Here is a 17,689-nt window from a genome sequence, read left to right as displayed (position 1 = left end):
ATATTCAAAGTACGGGAAGAATTTTATAAGTTTTTATCACGATTTTTTATAGAATTCATCGCATCATACATATAAAGCCAATTGAGATCTGACATAATGCTCTCTGGTGTACGAATTTTCATCATGAGATTACGTGCAATTGCTATGGGCCCCGTTGCATGATAGGATAATCTGTTGAAATCTCCGCGTTTTTTTACTGCTGCAATACGGGGGGTACGTGTTTTTTCGTAAAGCGAAAGTGCTTTCGTTAATGAAAGATTTTTCAATGAAAGTGCTTTTGCTAATGTGGCGGCATCTTCGATTGCCATAGCGGCACCTTGTGCTGCAAAAGGTAAGGCAGCGTGTGCGCAATCGCCAACAAATACTTGTCTCTCTAAACCGATAAAACGATTTTGTTTCATTTGAAAGAGTGGCCAATAACTCCATTCATCAATATGATCAAAGATTTGTAAGATTTTTGAATTCCAAGCTTTAAAAAGAGATTTAAGTTTTTCTTTATCTCCTTTATAGGCCCATCCCTCTTTTGAATTATCCCCATGTGTAATAGCGACAAAATTTACAATTTTTTCTGACGATTTAATGGGATAAACAACAAGATGATTTTGAGGCCCCATCCAAGCCGTAATTGTCTTCATATTTTGCAATGAAGAACGAAAGTCTTGAGGAAGATTATCAAGTACTGTTGTTGCTCGCCAAGCAATAAAACCACTAAAATTTGCTCTTTCATGAAAAGGAAATTGTTGCCGTAGTGTTGACCAAACGCCATCACATCCGATCAGGAGAGGGGTTGAATAAAGCTGTTGTTGTGTTGCTGTATCTGTTTTTATTGTGGTTATTTTAATGTTGGTTGCCGATTGGGTAGAAGATACAATCGTTTCGCCTGCTTTGTATTTGATCAAAGGATTTGCAATCACTGCATTATATAAAATTTTTTGTAAAGCCGCGCGGTGAATCGTCATATAAGGGGCTTTCCAGTATTTTTCTGTTAGAGTGATAAGATGAGCACGTAGACGTATTTTTAAAGATATTCCATCTTTTAACTCAAGAAAATGTGGGATTGTCGCAACTTCAGTGAGTTTGTTAAGAAGTTCCCAGCGAGCAAGAATAGATGTTGCATTTGGTGTCAGTTGAATACCAGCGCCTATCGTTTCAAGTTTTTTACACTTTTCAATAATGATGCTTGCAATTCCTTTATGAGCGAGTGCTAAAGCGGTACTTAAACCAGCGATTCCTCCTCCAACGATGATGGGTGATTGTTCTACAAACGATTTCATATTAAACAAGCAGAATTAAAAGAGTAGTTATTTAAGAAAGCCCTAGAACACATTATAATAGCTTGTCTGGATGATATAAACATCCTGTTGGGTTTGTTTGATCGTACGATAACGAGGGAACATAACGATAAAGGGTTGAGCAGTAAGGGCAAATTTTCTCATCAGCAGCGCCCATATCAATAAAAATATGAGGGTGATCGAATGGTTGTGTAGCGCCTACACACATAAACTCTTTCACACCAATTTCGATTGTTTTATATCCAAGGTCATTTTGAAAATGGGGAATATTGTGATCAGCCATGGCGTACAAACTCCAGAATAAATTGTCTCATTAGTTATGATAAGGCTCTTCTATTTTATAAGTGTGAGTTTGTAATAAAGCGTATCATAATGCAAGATGCTTTTTAAGACAAACTACTCCTCTTTTATGCTATAATCAGAATAGTTGTCTTACTTTTAGCGCTTTGCGCATAGAACCTCGTTCCAAGTATTTTAAAATATTAAATGGAAACATGACAAGAAAAATGGGGCATTGATGTATTATTATGATGATAACATATTATAAAATATTATGTGAGATATTTCGTCAAGGATTTTAGAAAATATAAAAGAAGCTTAGTTAGAATATATGGAAAAGAGGGTGAAAGATAAAATTTCTATATCAAATATAACAATGAAAAATCCGATACGGTTTATTAATCGAGAGTTTTCATGGCTACAATTTAATAATCGTGTTTTGATGGAAGCAGCTAATTCGAAACATCCTTTATTAGAACGTCTACAATTTCTTTCTATTTCAGCTGCAAATCTTGATGAGTTTTTTATGGTTCGTGTTGCAGGACTAGCAGCTCAAATTCGTGCTCGCGTTACAGCGTGCAGTGCAGATGGGCACACTCCACAGGAACAACTTGATATTGTGCTCGCTGAGATTTCAAAGCTGCAGGCTCACCAACTACGAGAATTGAATGTTTTACGTGATGAATTAAAAAAGAATGATATTGAAATTATTTGTTCTGATGATCTTTCAGAAATTGAAAAATCATGGCTTGAAAAATATTTTCTTGAGACAATTTTTCCTGTTTTAAAACCTTTGCCTGTTGATGCTACTCATCCTTTTCCATTTATTCCTAATTTAGGGCTTTCTATTGGGCTTCAATTGTCTGGAGAAGCTGATCAGAATTCACACACAGTGTTGTTGTCTATTTCAATGCTTTTAAGGCGTTTCATTCTTCTTCCTCAAGAAGGTAATCATTTTCGTTTTATCGCATCTGAAGATGTTATTTGCCTTTTTATTAAACATGTATTTCCTAACTATGAGATTAAAGGAATTGGTACATTTAGAATAATCCGAGATAGTGATATTGAAGTAGAAGAGGAAGCTGAAGATCTTGTTCATTTTTTTGAAACTGCTCTTAAAAGGCGGCGCCGTGGACAGGTTATTCGAATTGAATTTGACGCAAAAATGCCAGAGAGTTTACGCCAATTTATAGCGAATAGTCTTGCTGTTCCTGATCATTGTATTAATGTTCTTGATGGATTTTTGGCGCTTAATATGGTATCAGAGATTGTTTCTATTCCCCGTGATGATCTCAAATTTATTCCTTATATTTCTCGTGTTCCGAAATGTATTCGTGAACATCATGGGGATTGTTTTGCAGCTATTCGTGAAAATGATATTGTGATTCATCACCCCTATGAGACATTTGATGTTGTTGTCCAATTTTTACGTCAAGCTGCTTGCGATCCTGATGTTGTAGAAATAAAACAAACACTTTATCGTACATCAAATGATAGTCCAATTGTTGGCGCTTTGATTGAAGCAGCTGAACAGGGAAAGTCTGTGACTGCTTTGGTAGAACTTAAAGCACGTTTTGATGAGGAAGCAAATATTCGTTGGGCCCGGGATCTTGAATGTGCTGGGGTTCAAGTTATTTTTGGTTTTATTGCATTAAAAACACATGCTAAGATGTCATTGGTTGTGAGACGTGAGGGAAAACGTCTTCGCTCTTATGTTCATCTTGGAACAGGAAACTACCATCCCATTAACGCTAAAACTTATACCGATCTTTCTTTTTTTTCCACGGATGATGTTATTGCTCATGATGTTGCGTTATTGTTCAATTATATTGCGCAATATGAGCGTCCAAATGAAACAATAAAGATTGCTTTTTCACCCTTAACATTGCGTGGTCGTATCTTAGAGCATATTGAGGGAGAAATTGTTCATGCACAACAGGGAAGATTTGCTGCTATTTGGATGAAAGTTAATGCATTGGTTGATCCTGAAATTATTGATGCTTTATATCGTGCCAGTCAAGCAGGGGTGCAAATTGATTTGGTTGTGCGGGGGATATGTTGTTTACGTCCTGGTATTCTAGGAATTTCGGATAATATTCGTGTAAAATCAATCGTCGGGCGTTTTCTTGAACATAGTCGCATTTTTTGTTTTGGGAATGGTCAAGATTTGCCTAATGAAAATGCACTCGTTTACTTAGGCTCTGCTGATATGATGCCTCGTAATTTGGACTATCGTATTGAAATATTGGTTCCAGTTTTTAATAAAATAGTGCGTCAAAAAATTCTTTTACAGATTATGTTAGCTAATATCATTGATAATCAACAAAGCTTTGATATACTTAAGGATGGAACATCAAAACGTATTACACCGCAGAGAGGTGAAAGTCTATTTAATGCGCAGGAGTATTTTATGGCCAATACAAGTTTTGCGGGGGAAAATGAGTCTTTTGAGTCTTCTGTTTCGCGCTTGGTTGCGTTGCATCGGCAACAAGCCGAAATACATAAAGACTAAAATCCAATGACATATAGAGATGCTCAAGGTCGGTTAAAAGGGCGTAAGCCTGTTGCTGTTATTGATATTGGCTCAAATTCTGTTCGGTTGGTTATTTATGAGGGGCTTGTTCGATCACCAACGGTTTTATTTAATGAAAAGATTCTTTGTGGTCTCGGGCATGGTGTGGCGAAAACGGGATTTTTAGAAGAAAAATCGATGAAGATGGCGTTGCAAACACTGAAACGGTTTCGTACGCTTTGTCGACAGATTGGGGCAGATGAGGTCTATACTTTAGCAACAGCAGCAGCACGAGATGCACAGAATGGCGTAGCATTTATTCAGCATGCTGAAGATATTTTGCAAAATAAAATATATCTTCTTTCAGGAAGTGAAGAAGCTATGTATTCAGCCTATGGAGTTGTGTCTACCTTTTATCAACCAAAAGGTATTTCTGGGGATCTTGGTGGTGGAAGTCTTGAGCTGATTGATATTGATCATTCTGATGTTGGTGAAGGGATAACGCTCCCATTGGGTGGTTTAAGGCTACAGTATATATCAAATAATGATAGTGCTGTAGCTACAAAAATTGTACATGAGCAATTTTATAAATCGTCTGTTGTTCGTGCTCGTAAAGGTATAGCACGTTATTTTTATGCAGTAGGGGGGACATGGCGTAATTTGGCAAAACTCCATATGGCAATGAAACACTATCGGCTTCCTGTTATGCATGGCTATGAAGTTGATGCTGTTGAAATGGAGAACTTTTTACGTCTTGTAGCGCGTGGCAATATTGATAATATGAGAGGGATTGCAGCGGTTTCTCAGAACCGTCGAAAACTTTTATCTTATGGGGCAATAGTTCTTATTGAACTCATTCAGTGTATGGAGTTTGAAAAGATAATCTTTTCTGGTGCTGGCGTTCGTGAAGGTTTTCTTTATTCACGATTGCCGCAGGCGATTCGACTTTCTGATCCTCTCATTGCAGCATGCACAGAAATGGCTATTTTACGGGCACGTTCACCAAAACAAGCAGAAGAACTCATTGATTTTACGACGAATGCTTTTGAAGTTTTTGGAATTTCAGAAACTGAAAATGAATGCCGTTATCGTCAAGCCGCTTGTCTTCTTGCGGATATTGGTTGGCGTATACATCCAGATTATCGAGGCAATGAAGCAGCAAATCAAATAGCTTTAGGATCTTATCCAGGAATTTCTCATGAAGGGCGCCTTTATGCGGCGCTTTCTGTTTTTTTTCGCAATACGAGTTTATTGGTTGATAAAGAATCTCTTCCCATTTTTCAATTAGCAACTCAAAATATAATTGATAAAGCACGTATTCTCGGTGAAACTATGCGTCTTGCTCATCTTTTTAGTGCTTCTGTTGCAGGAATTTTACCTCATTTATTGTGGCATAAAAAAGCAGATCATATTATCTTGCAGATCCCAAAGAATTACGCTGGATTATTAGGAGAACGTCCTCTTGGACGATTAAAGAAGTTATCAACAATAATAAAACAACCTCTCGCTTTTGAAATTTTTTGATTTTTTTCCTAATTTATTCGTGTTTTATGTCTTATAATAAAGCCATTGACGAGGGATAAGCTAGGTAGCCTGTCATCATGAGCTGAACAACTGGTTGTTTCATAATGCCTGATCCAGACTTTACGCAAGGCATTTGTAATGCCCTGAGCATTCATAAAAGAAAATATAATTTTTTATTCTGTTATTTGCGTCACAGGATGTGATTTGCATTTCATAAGCTTCATGTAAAAATAAAAGCCTTGTCCGTCCTTACGTGACAAGGTTTTCTTTTTATGCTGCGTCGTTATAACGTTTCTGTTTAGCTTTCTTGATTATATTGATAAGATTTGATTGTAGCCAACGCGATAAAAAAACAAATTTTAAAGATTTTTGGAGAGATCCATTGGTTATATGACGCCGGAATGTTGAACCACTTATATGAAGTAATTTTGCACTTTCACGGTTTGGCAAAAGAATATCATTTTCTGACTTTATAAAATCCTTTCACTATAAAAAATAGAAACAAATCATAACTATTTATTAATCATATTTTTGAATCCTGTGTAAGATGCTTAATCTATAAAAAACAGCGCTTTATCATATAATTTCTTATGTGATACTTTATGATTCTTATTGAGATAAAATGAGAGAATCCTACGATATTCGGAGTTCTAATTCAATATAAATAACGCTAGATTATCTTTATAAATCAATATATTGTCTTTGTTAGGTATTTTAGTTGTTATGCTGGCTCGTTTTTGATTGTTAGATTGCAATCTCGGTAGTTTTTTTATACGATATGGTGACGTGAGGCATTATATCTTTGTTTTTTCCTATTGCTAGGCTGCTATTTTTGTAATGAATGCGCTTTTATTATCAGAGCTTTTTCTTTTTAAAGCTTTTAAATAAGGGGCTGTCTGTTTTTTTAGATTATTTTTAATAGGATTGCTATTTGATTGAAATGATAAAGATTTAGCTGTCATTTTAATAAGAGTTCACTATTTAATTTTTTAACTTTATCAGAAGTAGGCTTTATTTATCCTGTTTGCATTGGCCTATAGGGCATACCAATTGATGTAGATAATGAGTAGCGTAATGGATTTTTTAAAATAAAAATGTAAATGTAAATTAAAGCTGTTTTGTGCTTATTTTCCCATCGTGAAAGTAAAAACCTATCTGGCCCTTTAGCAGTTGTTCGGCTTTTTGACCAAATATTTCATAGCGCCAGCCATTCATAGCGGGAATATTTTTCTTTATTCCTCCATTGGCAATTTTTTCTAAATCATTAGATGTTGCAATAATTTTAGGGGCAATGCTGTTTTCATTTGCAACAATTTTTAATAACACTTTGAGCAGATCGATAACAGCGGCTGTCGTATCATTGAGTGGATTATGTTTAGGAATGGGGGGTAAAGTGGAAAGATCCACCTCTAATCCTTCGTGGACAGCTTTGATTAATGATTGAGCAATTGAGAATTTATCCCAATTCTTATTAAGACTGCGTAACCGTTTTAATGCAGATTCATCTTTTGGTTGTTGGATTGCTATTTCTATAAGACATTCATCTTTTATAATATGACGACGTGGCATATTGTATTTTCGTGCTTCACGTTCACGCCAAGCTGCTATCTTTTGTAATACAGCAAGTTCACGTGGCTTTTTAATTTGTCCTTTCACTTTTTTCCATGCTTCATCTTCTGGCATGTCATAGGTTTTAGGATTTAAAAGGATTGTTATTTCATCGTCCATCCAGTGAGCACGTTGATTTTTTTCTAACCGTTTTTTCAATAACAGGTAAACATCTCTTAAGTAAGTTACATCGGCAAGTGCGTAGAGCAGTTGTTTTTCAGATAAAGGTCGGCAACTCCAGTCTGTAAAGCGGGAGGATTTATCAAGATGATGCCCTGTGCAGCGTTGTACAATTTGATCATAGGAGATAGAATCACCAAATCCACAAATTGATCCTGCTATTTGCGTATCAAAGAGAGGGGAAGGAATAACACCTCCAAGGTGATAAATTGTTTCAATATCTTGGCGCGCAGCATGAAAAACTTTTACAACTTTTTTATCGACCATAAGGTCAAAAAATGGTTGTAAATCAATATCTGGTGCTATGGGATCAATCAAAACTGTGACATCTGGTGATGCGAGCTGGATTAAACACAGTTGAGGCCAAAAAGTTGTTTCGCGGATAAACTCAGTATCGACAGTTACAAAATCAGAGGTACGTAGAGCGTTAAGTGCAATTTTAAGATCTGTTGTTTTTGTAATAAGATTCATCATTTTATTATAATTCGATAAATTAAATTTGTGCTTTATTGACTTTATTTCTGAGTTTTTATTCTCATATCTTGACAAATGGTTATTAAAAAGCGTTTGTAGCGCATGTGAATATTATAATCAAAGGCAAAAAACATGCACCGTTATCGCAGTCATCATTGTGCGGCTCTTCGTAGATGTGATGTAGGAACACAAGTTCGTCTTTCAGGATGGGTTCATCGTGTTCGTGATCATGGAGGGATTCTTTTTGTGGATTTACGTGATCATTTTGGAATCACACAAATTGTTGCTGACCCTGCTTCACCAGCTTTTAAAGCTATTGAAAAAGTGCGTTCTGAATGGGTTATTCGTGTGGATGGGGAGGTATGTGCTCGTTCTGATGAGGTTATTAATGCAACGCTTCCAACAGGTGAGATTGAAATTTTTGCACAAGAGGTAGAAATTCTTTCAAAATCTGATGAGCTTCCTTTACCGGTTTTTGGTGAGCCTGATTATCCAGAAGATATTCGATTAAAATATCGTTTTCTTGATTTGCGTCGGGAGACTATGCACAAAAATATCATGCGTCGGACTGAAATTATTGCAGCTATGAGACGGGCTATGCAAAATAATGGTTTTACGGAATTTACGACGCCACTTTTGACAGCTTCATCGCCGGAAGGGGCGCGTGATTTTTTAGTTCCAAGTCGTGTTCATCAGGGAAAATTTTATGCGTTACCGCAAGCGCCACAGCAATATAAACAATTGTTGATGATGTCAGGTTTTGATCGTTATTTTCAGATTGCTCCATGTTTTAGAGATGAAGATCCAAGGGCCGACCGTCTTCCTGGTGAATTTTATCAATTAGATGTTGAAATGAGTTTTGTTGAGCAAGAAGATGTTTTAGCAACTATGGAACCTATTATGCGTTCTATTTTTGAAGAATTTGCGGATGGAAAAACTGTGACACAAAGCTTTCCTCGCATTTCTTATGATGAAGCAATGCGAAAATATGGTTCTGATAAGCCTGATTTGCGTAATCCGATCATTATGGAAGATGTTTCTCAGCATTTTTATAATTCTGGTTTCAAAGTCTTTGCTCAAATTTTAGCGAATGATGAGAATGCACAAGTGTGGGCTATTCCAGCTAAAACGGGTGGAAGTCGTGCTTTTTGTGATCGTATGAATGTATGGGCACAAGGCGAGGGGCAACCAGGACTTGGCTATATTTTCTGGCGTGAAGAAGAAGGAAAATTTGAAGGAGCAGGGCCTATCGCCAAAAATATTGGTGAACAGAGGACTGAAGCAATCCGTATACAGCTTGGGCTTGAAAGTGGGGATGCCTGTTTTTTTGTAGCTGGAGACCCTAAAAAATTCGCATCTTTTGCTGGAGCAGCACGCACAAAGGTAGGGGAAGAATTAGATCTTCTTGATAGAGATAGTTTCTCTTTGGCGTGGATTGTTGATTTTCCATTTTTTGAATGGAATGAAGATGAAAAAAAGATTGATTTTGGACATAATCCTTTTTCCATGCCTCAAGGGGGAGAAAATGCCCTTGCCTGTCAAGATCCTCTTACTATTAAAGCTTTTCAATATGATCTTGTTTGCAATGGTTATGAAATTGCATCAGGTGGAATTCGTAATCACTTACCAGAAATGATGCTTAAAGTTTTTGAACTTGTAGGACTTTCTAAGGAAGTTGTGAAAGATCGTTTCGGTGGTCTTTATCGTGCATTCCATTATGGGGCTCCGCCACATGGTGGCATGGCTGCGGGAATCGACCGCATCATTATGCTGTTGCAAGGTGTTAAAAATTTGCGTGAAGTTGCTTTATTCCCTATGAATCAACAAGCACTTGATCTTTTGATGAGTGCTCCGTCTGAGGTTTCTCCTACACAATTACGTGATTTAGGAATCCGCATGGCTCCTACTCATAAAAATAGTTCATAAAGTTGGTTGTGGATTGTTGTCATCTTTCTACATAAAGTGAAGCGTTGATGCTTCTCTATGGGGTCAGTGTGTGTACTATTTGTAAAAATTGAGATAAACAAAAAATGCTGTTGTTTTGATTTTTTATGAGGGTATTATTTTTAAAAAAATATCTCTCAATGCTGTCAATTGTGTTTTACGATGCTTTTTCGTATGAAAGGTATAACTATAAAAGCCTCATGAGTGATATAAAAATCGTTGTGTAGCACTATCTTTACTAATAATCACCGTTTTACTTTCTAGATTTCAATTATTGATAGTTCTTGTAAGCAAATGGGTTTATAAGAGGTATTTTTCTTCCTTTCTTCATATAGAAGCTTTTCCGCTTATGATAAGCGGGGAAATGTTTGTGATTGATTGATTGTAAGAAATGAGAGAATTCTACAATATTCTGGAGTTTCATTTAAGTTGTAAAAAAATTAATTATCTTTATATATCAATATATTATTTATTTTGAAAATGTCAGTTTCTCTATTTAACACTGAAAAAATGATTTACTTTCTTTGTTATTTATCACTTAAAGAGGATATTTAAAAAGTTTTCGATAATGTATGAAGTATTTTCATATACTGCTTAGGACAAGAGGGAAGAACATGTATAAATTTTTCAAATTGATATAATTTTCTGTTCATGTTTTAATTGCAGCACTTATTTTTATGTCGTTGACTTTTAATAAAAAAGTCGACTCATAAAGGGTTGTTTTAAATAAATCCTATAAAATAACTTTTTATTATTGTGGGAACTTTTGTTCTAATATTATGTCTGATAAAATGAATTTACCTTTTGATAAAGAACATATTGAGCCAATAGAATTACGTTCTGCTTTACAGGAACGTTATTTGGCTTATGCGCTTTCTACGATTACGCACCGTGCATTGCCTGATGTGCGTGATGGGTTGAAGCCTGTCCATCGGCGGATTGTTCACGCGATGCGGCTTCTCAAACTAAATCCTGGACAGTCTTATGCGAAATGTGCGCGGATTGTCGGTGATGTCATGGGAAAATTTCATCCTCATGGGGATGCATCTATTTATGATGCTTTGGTGCGCTTGGCTCAAAGTTTTGCAGTTCGTTATCCGTTGGTTGATGGACAAGGCAATTTTGGCAATATTGATGGTGATAATGCTGCTGCCATGCGTTATACGGAAGCACGGATGACTGAAGTGGCAGCATTGTTGCTTGAAGGTATTAATGAAAACGCCATTGATTTTCGTTTAACTTATAATGAGGAAGATGAAGAGCCTGTTGTTTTGCCTGGGGCTTTTCCTAATCTTTTAGCAAATGGTTCATCAGGGATTGCTGTTGGTATGGCAACATCTATTCCACCCCATAATGTTGCTGAGCTTTGTGATGCGGCGCTCCATTTAATTGCACATCCCGATGCACATGATGAGGAATTAAATCAGTTCGTTCTTGGTCCTGATTTTCCAACTGGTGGCATTTTAGTTGAGCCTAAAAAGAGTATTGAGGAATCTTATCGTATTGGTCGGGGTTTTTTTCGCTTGCGTTCACGTTGGCATCAGGAATCTGGTAGCCGTGGTTCTTATGTGATTGTGGTGACTGAAATTCCCTATCAGATTCAAAAGTCACGTCTTATTGAAAAAACAGCAGAGTTACTGCTTGCTCGGCGATTACCAATGCTTGAGGATATCCAAGATGAATCAGCAGAAGATATCAGAATCGTGCTGGTTCCTAAAAATCGGTCGGTTGATCCGGAGCTCCTTATGGAGTCTCTTTTTAAGTTGACTGACTTTGAAGTAAGATTTCCCCTTAATCTGAATGTTTTGTCTTTGGGAAAAATACCCAATGTCCTTTCTTTGCGAGAAAGTTTGCATCAATGGCTTGAACATCGTCAAGAAGTGCTTATTCGTCGCTCTCATTATCGGCTTGATCAAATCGATAGCCGATTGGAAATTCTCCATGGATATCTTATTGCCTATTTAAATCTCGATGAGGTCATTAAGATTATTCGTGAAGAGGATGAACCTAAAAAGCAGCTTATCAGTCGTTTTGAATTAACAGAAAATCAAGCAGAAGCTATTCTTAATATGCGCTTGCGCTCTTTACGTAAGCTTGAGGAATTTGAAATTCGTAAGGAATTTGAAAGTTTGAAAGCTGAAAAAGAAAAGCTAAAGAATTTGTTAGCTTCTCCTATAAAACAGTGGAAAATAATTTCAGAAGAAATCAAAAAAGTTCGAAACACTTTTGGTCCTGAAACACTCTTGGGGAAAAGACGTACGACGTTTGAAGAGGCACCAAGACATGATCTTGATGATATTCAACAAGCAATGATCGAAAAAGAACCGGTTACTATTGTTATTTCTGAAAAGGGGTGGGTGCGTGCTTTAAAGGGGCATTTAAACGATTATAAAGCACTTTCTTTTAAAGAAGGAGACAGTTTAAAGTTAGCCTTTCCAGCATTTACGACCGACAAGATTGTGCTGATCAGTACGGGGGGAAAGTTTTTTGCTATTGGTGCAAATAGTTTACCTGGAGGGCGGGGACATGGTGAACCTATTCGTCTTTTAGTTGATATGGACGATGAGCACGATATTTTTACAGCTTTTGTGCATTATGCAGAGGGAAAATTGCTCTTGGTTTCGTCTCATGGAAATGGCTTTATTGTCCTTGCTTCAGAAGTGATCGCCAATACACGAAAAGGAAAGCAAGTGATGAATGTCAAATCTCCTGATAAGGTGAAACTTTGTGTTCCGGTAAATGGTGATCATGTTGCTGTGGTCGGTGAAAACCGTAAAATGCTTATTTTTTCTATTGAACAAATACCAGAAATGAATCGTGGTAAAGGTGTTCGTTTACAGCGTTACAAAGAGGGTGGCATTGTTGATGCCAAAACTTTTAATTTATCAGAAGGTTTAAGTTGGCAAGATACAGCTGATCGAATCTTTAACCGCCAAGCTGATGATCTCATTGAATGGATGGGAACGCGTGCGGGCGTCGGGCGTTTGGTTCCAAGGGGATTTCCAAAATCGGGAAAATTTATCAATTAAATTTATTTTATAAACGGGAAAGTGCCGTATGACTTTATGATATGCAATATATTGATTTATAAAGATAACGTATCACTTTTATATTGAAAGAAAGACCTAAAGTGTGAGTTTTTTTCTTAATTTTTGTCTTGTTTAGGTTAAATCAGTAAAAAATATTTGCTTGCATGTCATAAGATGAGGGGGGGATTGTGTGCATAAAAACTATTGAAGAAAAGAATAAAAATATTTCTTATAGACCGTTTGAAATATAAGAGCTGTTGCAACAATAGGTATGTTTGTTTTTTGTCAGTGATTATATTTTTAAAAACTGGGAATAGTATTATGATGACGATTTGCGTCTTTATTAAGTAAAGATACTGCTTTTCAATGATTTTATACAGTTCACTGTTTTTTTAACCTTATATCATTCATGAATGTTGTCGTGAAATGATTTGAGAAGTTTATTTTTAAAACAAACATGTGAACGTTCAGCACAAGAGTGTCCTATTTTATATTATAGGCATTTCCTTATTGTTCAAAAGAGATATTATTAATTGTCTCATAAAGCAGTCTTTATTCGTTAGGGTTATTATGATATTGCCTAAAAAGATGACCACGTTCAGCCCATAAAACAAGAAGTATGGCAGTGAGGCTCAGAAAGAAAAATCCTGCTGAGTTTGGGATGGTTGTTTCATCAAATTGTTGGGCAATAAAAAAGCTAAGTCCTGCACCGATAGATGTTTGAAGAAAGCCGGATACAGAAGATGCTGTTCCAGCAATTTCGCCTACAGATTCGAGAGCGAGTGTATTGAAATTGGCCATAATGCCACCACAGGTAAACATTAATATACAATATAACGTCATATAAAAAAGAAAAGGGATAACACCACCTGCTAAGATGGAGCCAATAAACCAAATGCATGAAGTGGCACAAAAGAGCAAAAGCATAGTATGAGCAATACGTCTCATTCCAAGACGTCCGACAAGTCGAGAATTCATGAATGATGAGAAAGCCTGAAATGCAGCACCGATGGCAAATGCGATAGGAAACCAAAAGCCTAAGTTATAAATTCCTTCATAGGTTTGTTGTGATGTATTAACAGCAATAAAAATGCACCCTAAAATGATAGAAGTTGCAAGTGTATAGCAAAGTGTTGTACGATTTGTCACAACAATCCATAAATTCTGTTTGACTGAAGAAAAGGAAAGAGGGCGTTGTTCATGAAGTGTTTCAGGCAAGCGGAATTGAATCCAAATCATCAGCCCGAAACCAATCATTGCCATGAAAATAAAAATATATTGCCAATGTCCGAGTAGTAAAATGATCTGTCCTGTTGCGGGACCAACCATTGGTGCAACAAGAAAAACCATCATAACAATAGACATAACTTCTGCCATTTTTCTACCACTGTAAAGATCACGTACGACGGAAACTGTAAGAACCCGCATAGCAGCTCCTCCAATACCTTGCAAGATACGCAAAATAAGTAAGAGAGAAAAATCAGTTACAAAGGCACAGCCAATCGCCGTAAATGAATAAAAAGCAAGACCAATAAGGATAAGTTTACGTCGTCCATACCGATCGCTTATGGGACCGAAAAATATTTGAGCAATACCATAGCTAATAAGATAACTCGAAATGATATAATGTTGATCATTTTCATTAAGAACATTTAAGCCGTCCAAAATGTTGGGCATAGCTGGCAGCATAATATCAACAGCTATAGCGTTAATAGCCATGAGAGAAGCAATAAGGATAACAAATTCTTTATAGCCAATTCTTTTTCTAATCGCATTACTATGCGTTTCTTCATCGACTGAATATGACATATGGCATCCTTGAAATAAAATTTCTTCTGAAAACAGCTCTTTTTAAGAGTCTGAATAAAATACAAGATACCTATGATTGATTACAGGGAATATTTTTTTCTTTCAAAAGCTCTTGTAACTCATTGTTTTGAAACATCTCTTTAACAATATCACAGCCTCCGATAAATTCACCTTTGATATAAAGCTGTGGAATTGTTGGCCAATTCGAGTAATCTTTAATCCCTTGACGCAATTCGTTAGAAGTTAAGATATTAATCCCTTTATAATTCAATCCTAAATAATCAAGGATTTGAACAACTTGTCCTGAAAACCCGCATTGCGGAGCGTCAGGTGTTCCTTTCATGAATAAAATGACGTCGTTTGTTTTAATCTCGTTGTCAATAAAATCATGAACAGTGGTCATTTTTATCCCTCGATATTTCAGATTTTTATCAGTGTGTAATTTATATTCATACTGTTTTTAATCGTATTAAATGTGTGAATGCAAGAAGAAATTTTAGATTATTTTGGAATATTTGTTTGCAACATTAAGGCATGAAGGTCATTTCCCATATTGCCTTTAAGGGCATCATAAACCATTTTATGTTGTTGAACACGGGTTTTACCACGAAAACTTTCAGAAATAACTTCTGCAGCATAATGTTCTCCATCTCCAGCAAGATCACGAACTATTACAATAGCATCAGGAATACTTTCACGAATAAGCGTTTCAATTGCATGGGCACTCATCGCCATCATTATTCTCCTATGTTATTCATTTTTTTATAAAGGCTGTTTAAGAGAAAAAACAATTTTTACTCTTCACCCATAAATTGTGGAAACCAGTTTTCATAGGCTTTTGTGAGTTTGTCTATAGAAAGTTTTAGTATTCCATCTATATCAAGTGCATCACCTGCAACGTTACCTAGCTCTATTAAAGAAACTGCACTTATTTGTGCGAGCTCTTTAAGGCTATTGAGTGCTTCAGGTTTGACTGCTAAAAGATAACGTCCTTGGTCTTCTCCAAAAAGTTCTGCATGTTCTGGTGATTGGTTGCTTAATTTTGTTTTGATCCCTTTACCTGCTTTAATGACCATTTCTGCAAGCGCAATCGCTAATCCTCCATCAGAAAGATCATGGGCGGCGTGAACAAAACCACGATGTATGACATCTCGAACAAATTGACCATGCTTTTTTTCAAGTTGTAAATCTACGTGAGGGGGGGCACCTGCATCAATATTTAAAATGTTTCGCGCATAGATTGATTGTCCTAAATGAGAACCGCAATCTCCCACTAAAACAATATAATCTCCATTTTGCATCCCCTTTATTGTTACCATTTTAGACCAATCACCAAGAAGTCCTACACCAGCAATTGTAGGGGTTGGAAGAATAGCTTCTCCATTTGTTTCGTTGTAAAGAGAAACATTGCCTGAAACGATAGGGAAATCGAGGATTCTACAAGCTTCCCCTATCCCTTTAATAGCCAAGACCAGTTGTCCCATAATTTCAGGTTTTTCAGGGTTACCAAAATTGAGATTATCTGTAGCAGCCAACGGCGTTGCACCTGTCGTACTAATATTTCGCCAACATTCTGCGACAGCTTGTTTTCCTCCCTCATAAGGGTCTGCTTCACAATAGCGAGGTGTTACATCAGAAGAAAAAGCAAGAGCACGTTTGCTATTGTTGCCTACACGGATAACGCCTGCATCGCCTCCTGGGCGGATAAGGCTATTTCCTTGGATAAGGGTATCATATTGTTCATAAATCCATCGTCGTGAACTTTGATCAGCAGAATTCAATAAGCTCAAAAGCGCATCACCAAGATTGTTAACTTTTTTGACGTCTTCTGTTTTCAGGAGTGTTTTTTTTGCAGGTTCACTCCAAGGACGGTCATAAACAGGTGCTTCATCACCAAGTTCTTTGATGGGAAGATTAACAACTTCTTTCCCTTGATGAAATACACGGAAACGTAGATCATTGGTTGTTTTTCCAATAATAGAAAAATGGAGCCCCCATTTATGAAAAATTGCTGCTGCTTTCTTTTCTAACTCTGGTTTAAGAACCATGAGCATACGCTCTTGGCTTTCAGAAAGCATCATTTCATAGGCTGTCATGTTTTCTTCACGAACGGGAACTGCATCAAGATTAAGCTGTATTCCTAGATTGCCTTTTGCACCCATTTCAACGGCAGAAGAGGTGAGACCTGCAGCTCCCATATCTTGAATAGCAACCACAGCTCCAAGTTCCATGAGCTCTAAACATGCTTCAAGAAGACACTTTTCTGTAAAAGGATCACCGACTTGAACGGTTGGACGTTTTTCACTGATTGAATCATCGAATTCAGCAGAAGCCATTGTTGCTCCACCGACACCATCTCGCCCTGTTTTTGCCCCAAGATAAACAACAGGGAGTCCGATGCCTTGCGCTTTAGAATAAAAAAGGGCGTCTGTCTTTGCAATACCGGCTACAAAGGCGTTAACAAGGATATTGCCATTATAACGCTCATCAAAATTTACTTCTCCACCAACCGTTGGAACGCCAAAAGCATTGCTGTAACCACCAATACCAGAAACAACACCGGAAACAAGATGGCGTGTTCGTGGATGATCAGGAGCGCCAAATCGCAATGCATTCATAGCGGCGACAGGACGGGCTCCCATTGTGAAGACATCACGTAAAATACCACCAACACCTGTTGCTGCACCTTGATAAGGTTCAATATAAGAAGGATGGTTATGGCTTTCCATTTTAAAAACCACACATTCCCCTTCACCAATATCAACAACGCCAGCATTTTCACCAGGCCCTTGAATGACACACTTTCCTTCTGTTGGAAGAGTTTTTAGCCATTTTTTAGAGGATTTATAAGAACAATGTTCGTTCCACATTGCAGAAAAAATTCCTAGTTCAGTAAATGTTGGCTCTCTACCGATTAACGTCAGGATACGTTGATATTCATCTTCTTTTAGCCCGTGTTGTGCAATGAGCTCTGGTGTAATAGTGATGTTATCGCAAGGCTTCATGAGTATTTATCCGTTAAATTAACTGAAATTTAG

The 17,689-nt window shown here is 36.9% G+C and carries 13 protein-coding genes; 4 read left to right on the top strand and 9 right to left on the bottom strand.

What is annotated here, in order from left to right; translation table 11 throughout:
• Positions 1-23: 23 nt before the first annotated feature.
• Positions 24-1,274 carry an FAD-binding protein gene (locus tag ACFIM8_RS03840; protein WP_375614539.1) on the bottom strand — a complete coding sequence of 417 codons (1,251 nt, stop codon included), beginning with the start codon at positions 1,272-1,274 and terminating at the stop codon, positions 24-26.
• Between the two features lie 52 nt (positions 1,275-1,326).
• Entirely contained in the window at positions 1,327-1,575 is a 249-nt protein-coding gene (locus ACFIM8_RS03835) for a zinc-finger domain-containing protein (protein WP_375606646.1), read from the bottom strand.
• A 327-nt stretch (positions 1,576-1,902) separates the two neighbouring features.
• Between ACFIM8_RS03835 and ACFIM8_RS03830 the strand changes: the two genes are divergently transcribed.
• Both ACFIM8_RS03830 and ppx read left to right on the top strand, forming a co-directional pair.
• A complete protein-coding gene (locus ACFIM8_RS03830) occupies positions 1,903-4,083 on the top strand; it encodes an RNA degradosome polyphosphate kinase (protein WP_375614538.1) in 2,181 nt (726 codons plus the stop codon).
• 6 nt (positions 4,084-4,089) lie between these two features.
• On the top strand, positions 4,090-5,607 hold the full coding sequence (gene ppx / locus ACFIM8_RS03825; RefSeq protein ID WP_375606644.1) for an exopolyphosphatase: 1,518 nt from the start codon (positions 4,090-4,092) through the stop codon (positions 5,605-5,607).
• Positions 5,608-5,877: 270 nt separating this feature from the next.
• On the opposite strand, the gene ACFIM8_RS03820 is transcribed toward ppx, so the two are convergent.
• The 3 genes from ACFIM8_RS03820 to rnd form a co-directional block, all read right to left on the bottom strand.
• Complete coding sequence (locus ACFIM8_RS03820) at positions 5,878-6,081, bottom strand: DNA-binding protein (RefSeq protein WP_375608337.1); 204 nt, start codon at positions 6,079-6,081, stop codon at positions 5,878-5,880.
• A gap of 344 nt (positions 6,082-6,425) precedes the next feature.
• On the bottom strand, positions 6,426-6,569 hold the full coding sequence (locus tag ACFIM8_RS03815; RefSeq protein WP_375606643.1) for a hypothetical protein: 144 nt from the start codon (positions 6,567-6,569) through the stop codon (positions 6,426-6,428).
• 145 nt (positions 6,570-6,714) lie between these two features.
• Positions 6,715-7,869 (bottom strand): ribonuclease D, encoded by a 1,155-nt coding sequence (gene rnd, locus ACFIM8_RS03810; protein ID WP_375606642.1) that lies wholly within the window; start codon positions 7,867-7,869, stop codon positions 6,715-6,717.
• 132 nt (positions 7,870-8,001) lie between these two features.
• Between rnd and aspS the strand changes: the two genes are divergently transcribed.
• Both aspS and parC read left to right on the top strand, forming a co-directional pair.
• Positions 8,002-9,795 carry an aspartate--tRNA ligase gene (aspS, locus tag ACFIM8_RS03805; RefSeq protein ID WP_375606641.1) on the top strand — a complete coding sequence of 598 codons (1,794 nt, stop codon included), beginning with the start codon at positions 8,002-8,004 and terminating at the stop codon, positions 9,793-9,795.
• Positions 9,796-10,592: 797 nt separating this feature from the next.
• The gene (gene parC / locus ACFIM8_RS03800; RefSeq protein ID WP_375614537.1) at positions 10,593-12,842 is read left to right on the top strand and encodes a DNA topoisomerase IV subunit A; all 2,250 of its coding nucleotides are present in this window, start codon (positions 10,593-10,595) and stop codon (positions 12,840-12,842) included.
• Between the two features lie 552 nt (positions 12,843-13,394).
• Here parC and ACFIM8_RS03795 read toward each other — a convergent pair.
• The 4 genes from ACFIM8_RS03795 to purL form a co-directional block, all read right to left on the bottom strand.
• Positions 13,395-14,651 (bottom strand): multidrug effflux MFS transporter, encoded by a 1,257-nt coding sequence (locus ACFIM8_RS03795; protein WP_375614536.1) that lies wholly within the window; start codon positions 14,649-14,651, stop codon positions 13,395-13,397.
• A 70-nt stretch (positions 14,652-14,721) separates the two neighbouring features.
• Positions 14,722-15,054, bottom strand: coding sequence for a Grx4 family monothiol glutaredoxin (gene grxD / locus ACFIM8_RS03790; RefSeq protein ID WP_375606638.1), 333 nt, complete (start codon positions 15,052-15,054; stop codon positions 14,722-14,724).
• A gap of 98 nt (positions 15,055-15,152) precedes the next feature.
• Positions 15,153-15,386, bottom strand: coding sequence for a BolA/IbaG family iron-sulfur metabolism protein (locus ACFIM8_RS03785; protein ID WP_375606724.1), 234 nt, complete (start codon positions 15,384-15,386; stop codon positions 15,153-15,155).
• A gap of 59 nt (positions 15,387-15,445) precedes the next feature.
• Positions 15,446-17,656 (bottom strand): phosphoribosylformylglycinamidine synthase subunit PurL, encoded by a 2,211-nt coding sequence (purL, locus tag ACFIM8_RS03780; protein ID WP_375614535.1) that lies wholly within the window; start codon positions 17,654-17,656, stop codon positions 15,446-15,448.
• Between the last annotated feature and the right edge of the window lie 33 nt (positions 17,657-17,689).

The organism is Bartonella sp. AC535YNZD, assembly GCF_042196625.1.
Classification (GTDB): domain Bacteria; phylum Pseudomonadota; class Alphaproteobacteria; order Rhizobiales; family Rhizobiaceae; genus Bartonella.
This window is presented reverse-complemented; position numbering and strand designations above follow the sequence as displayed.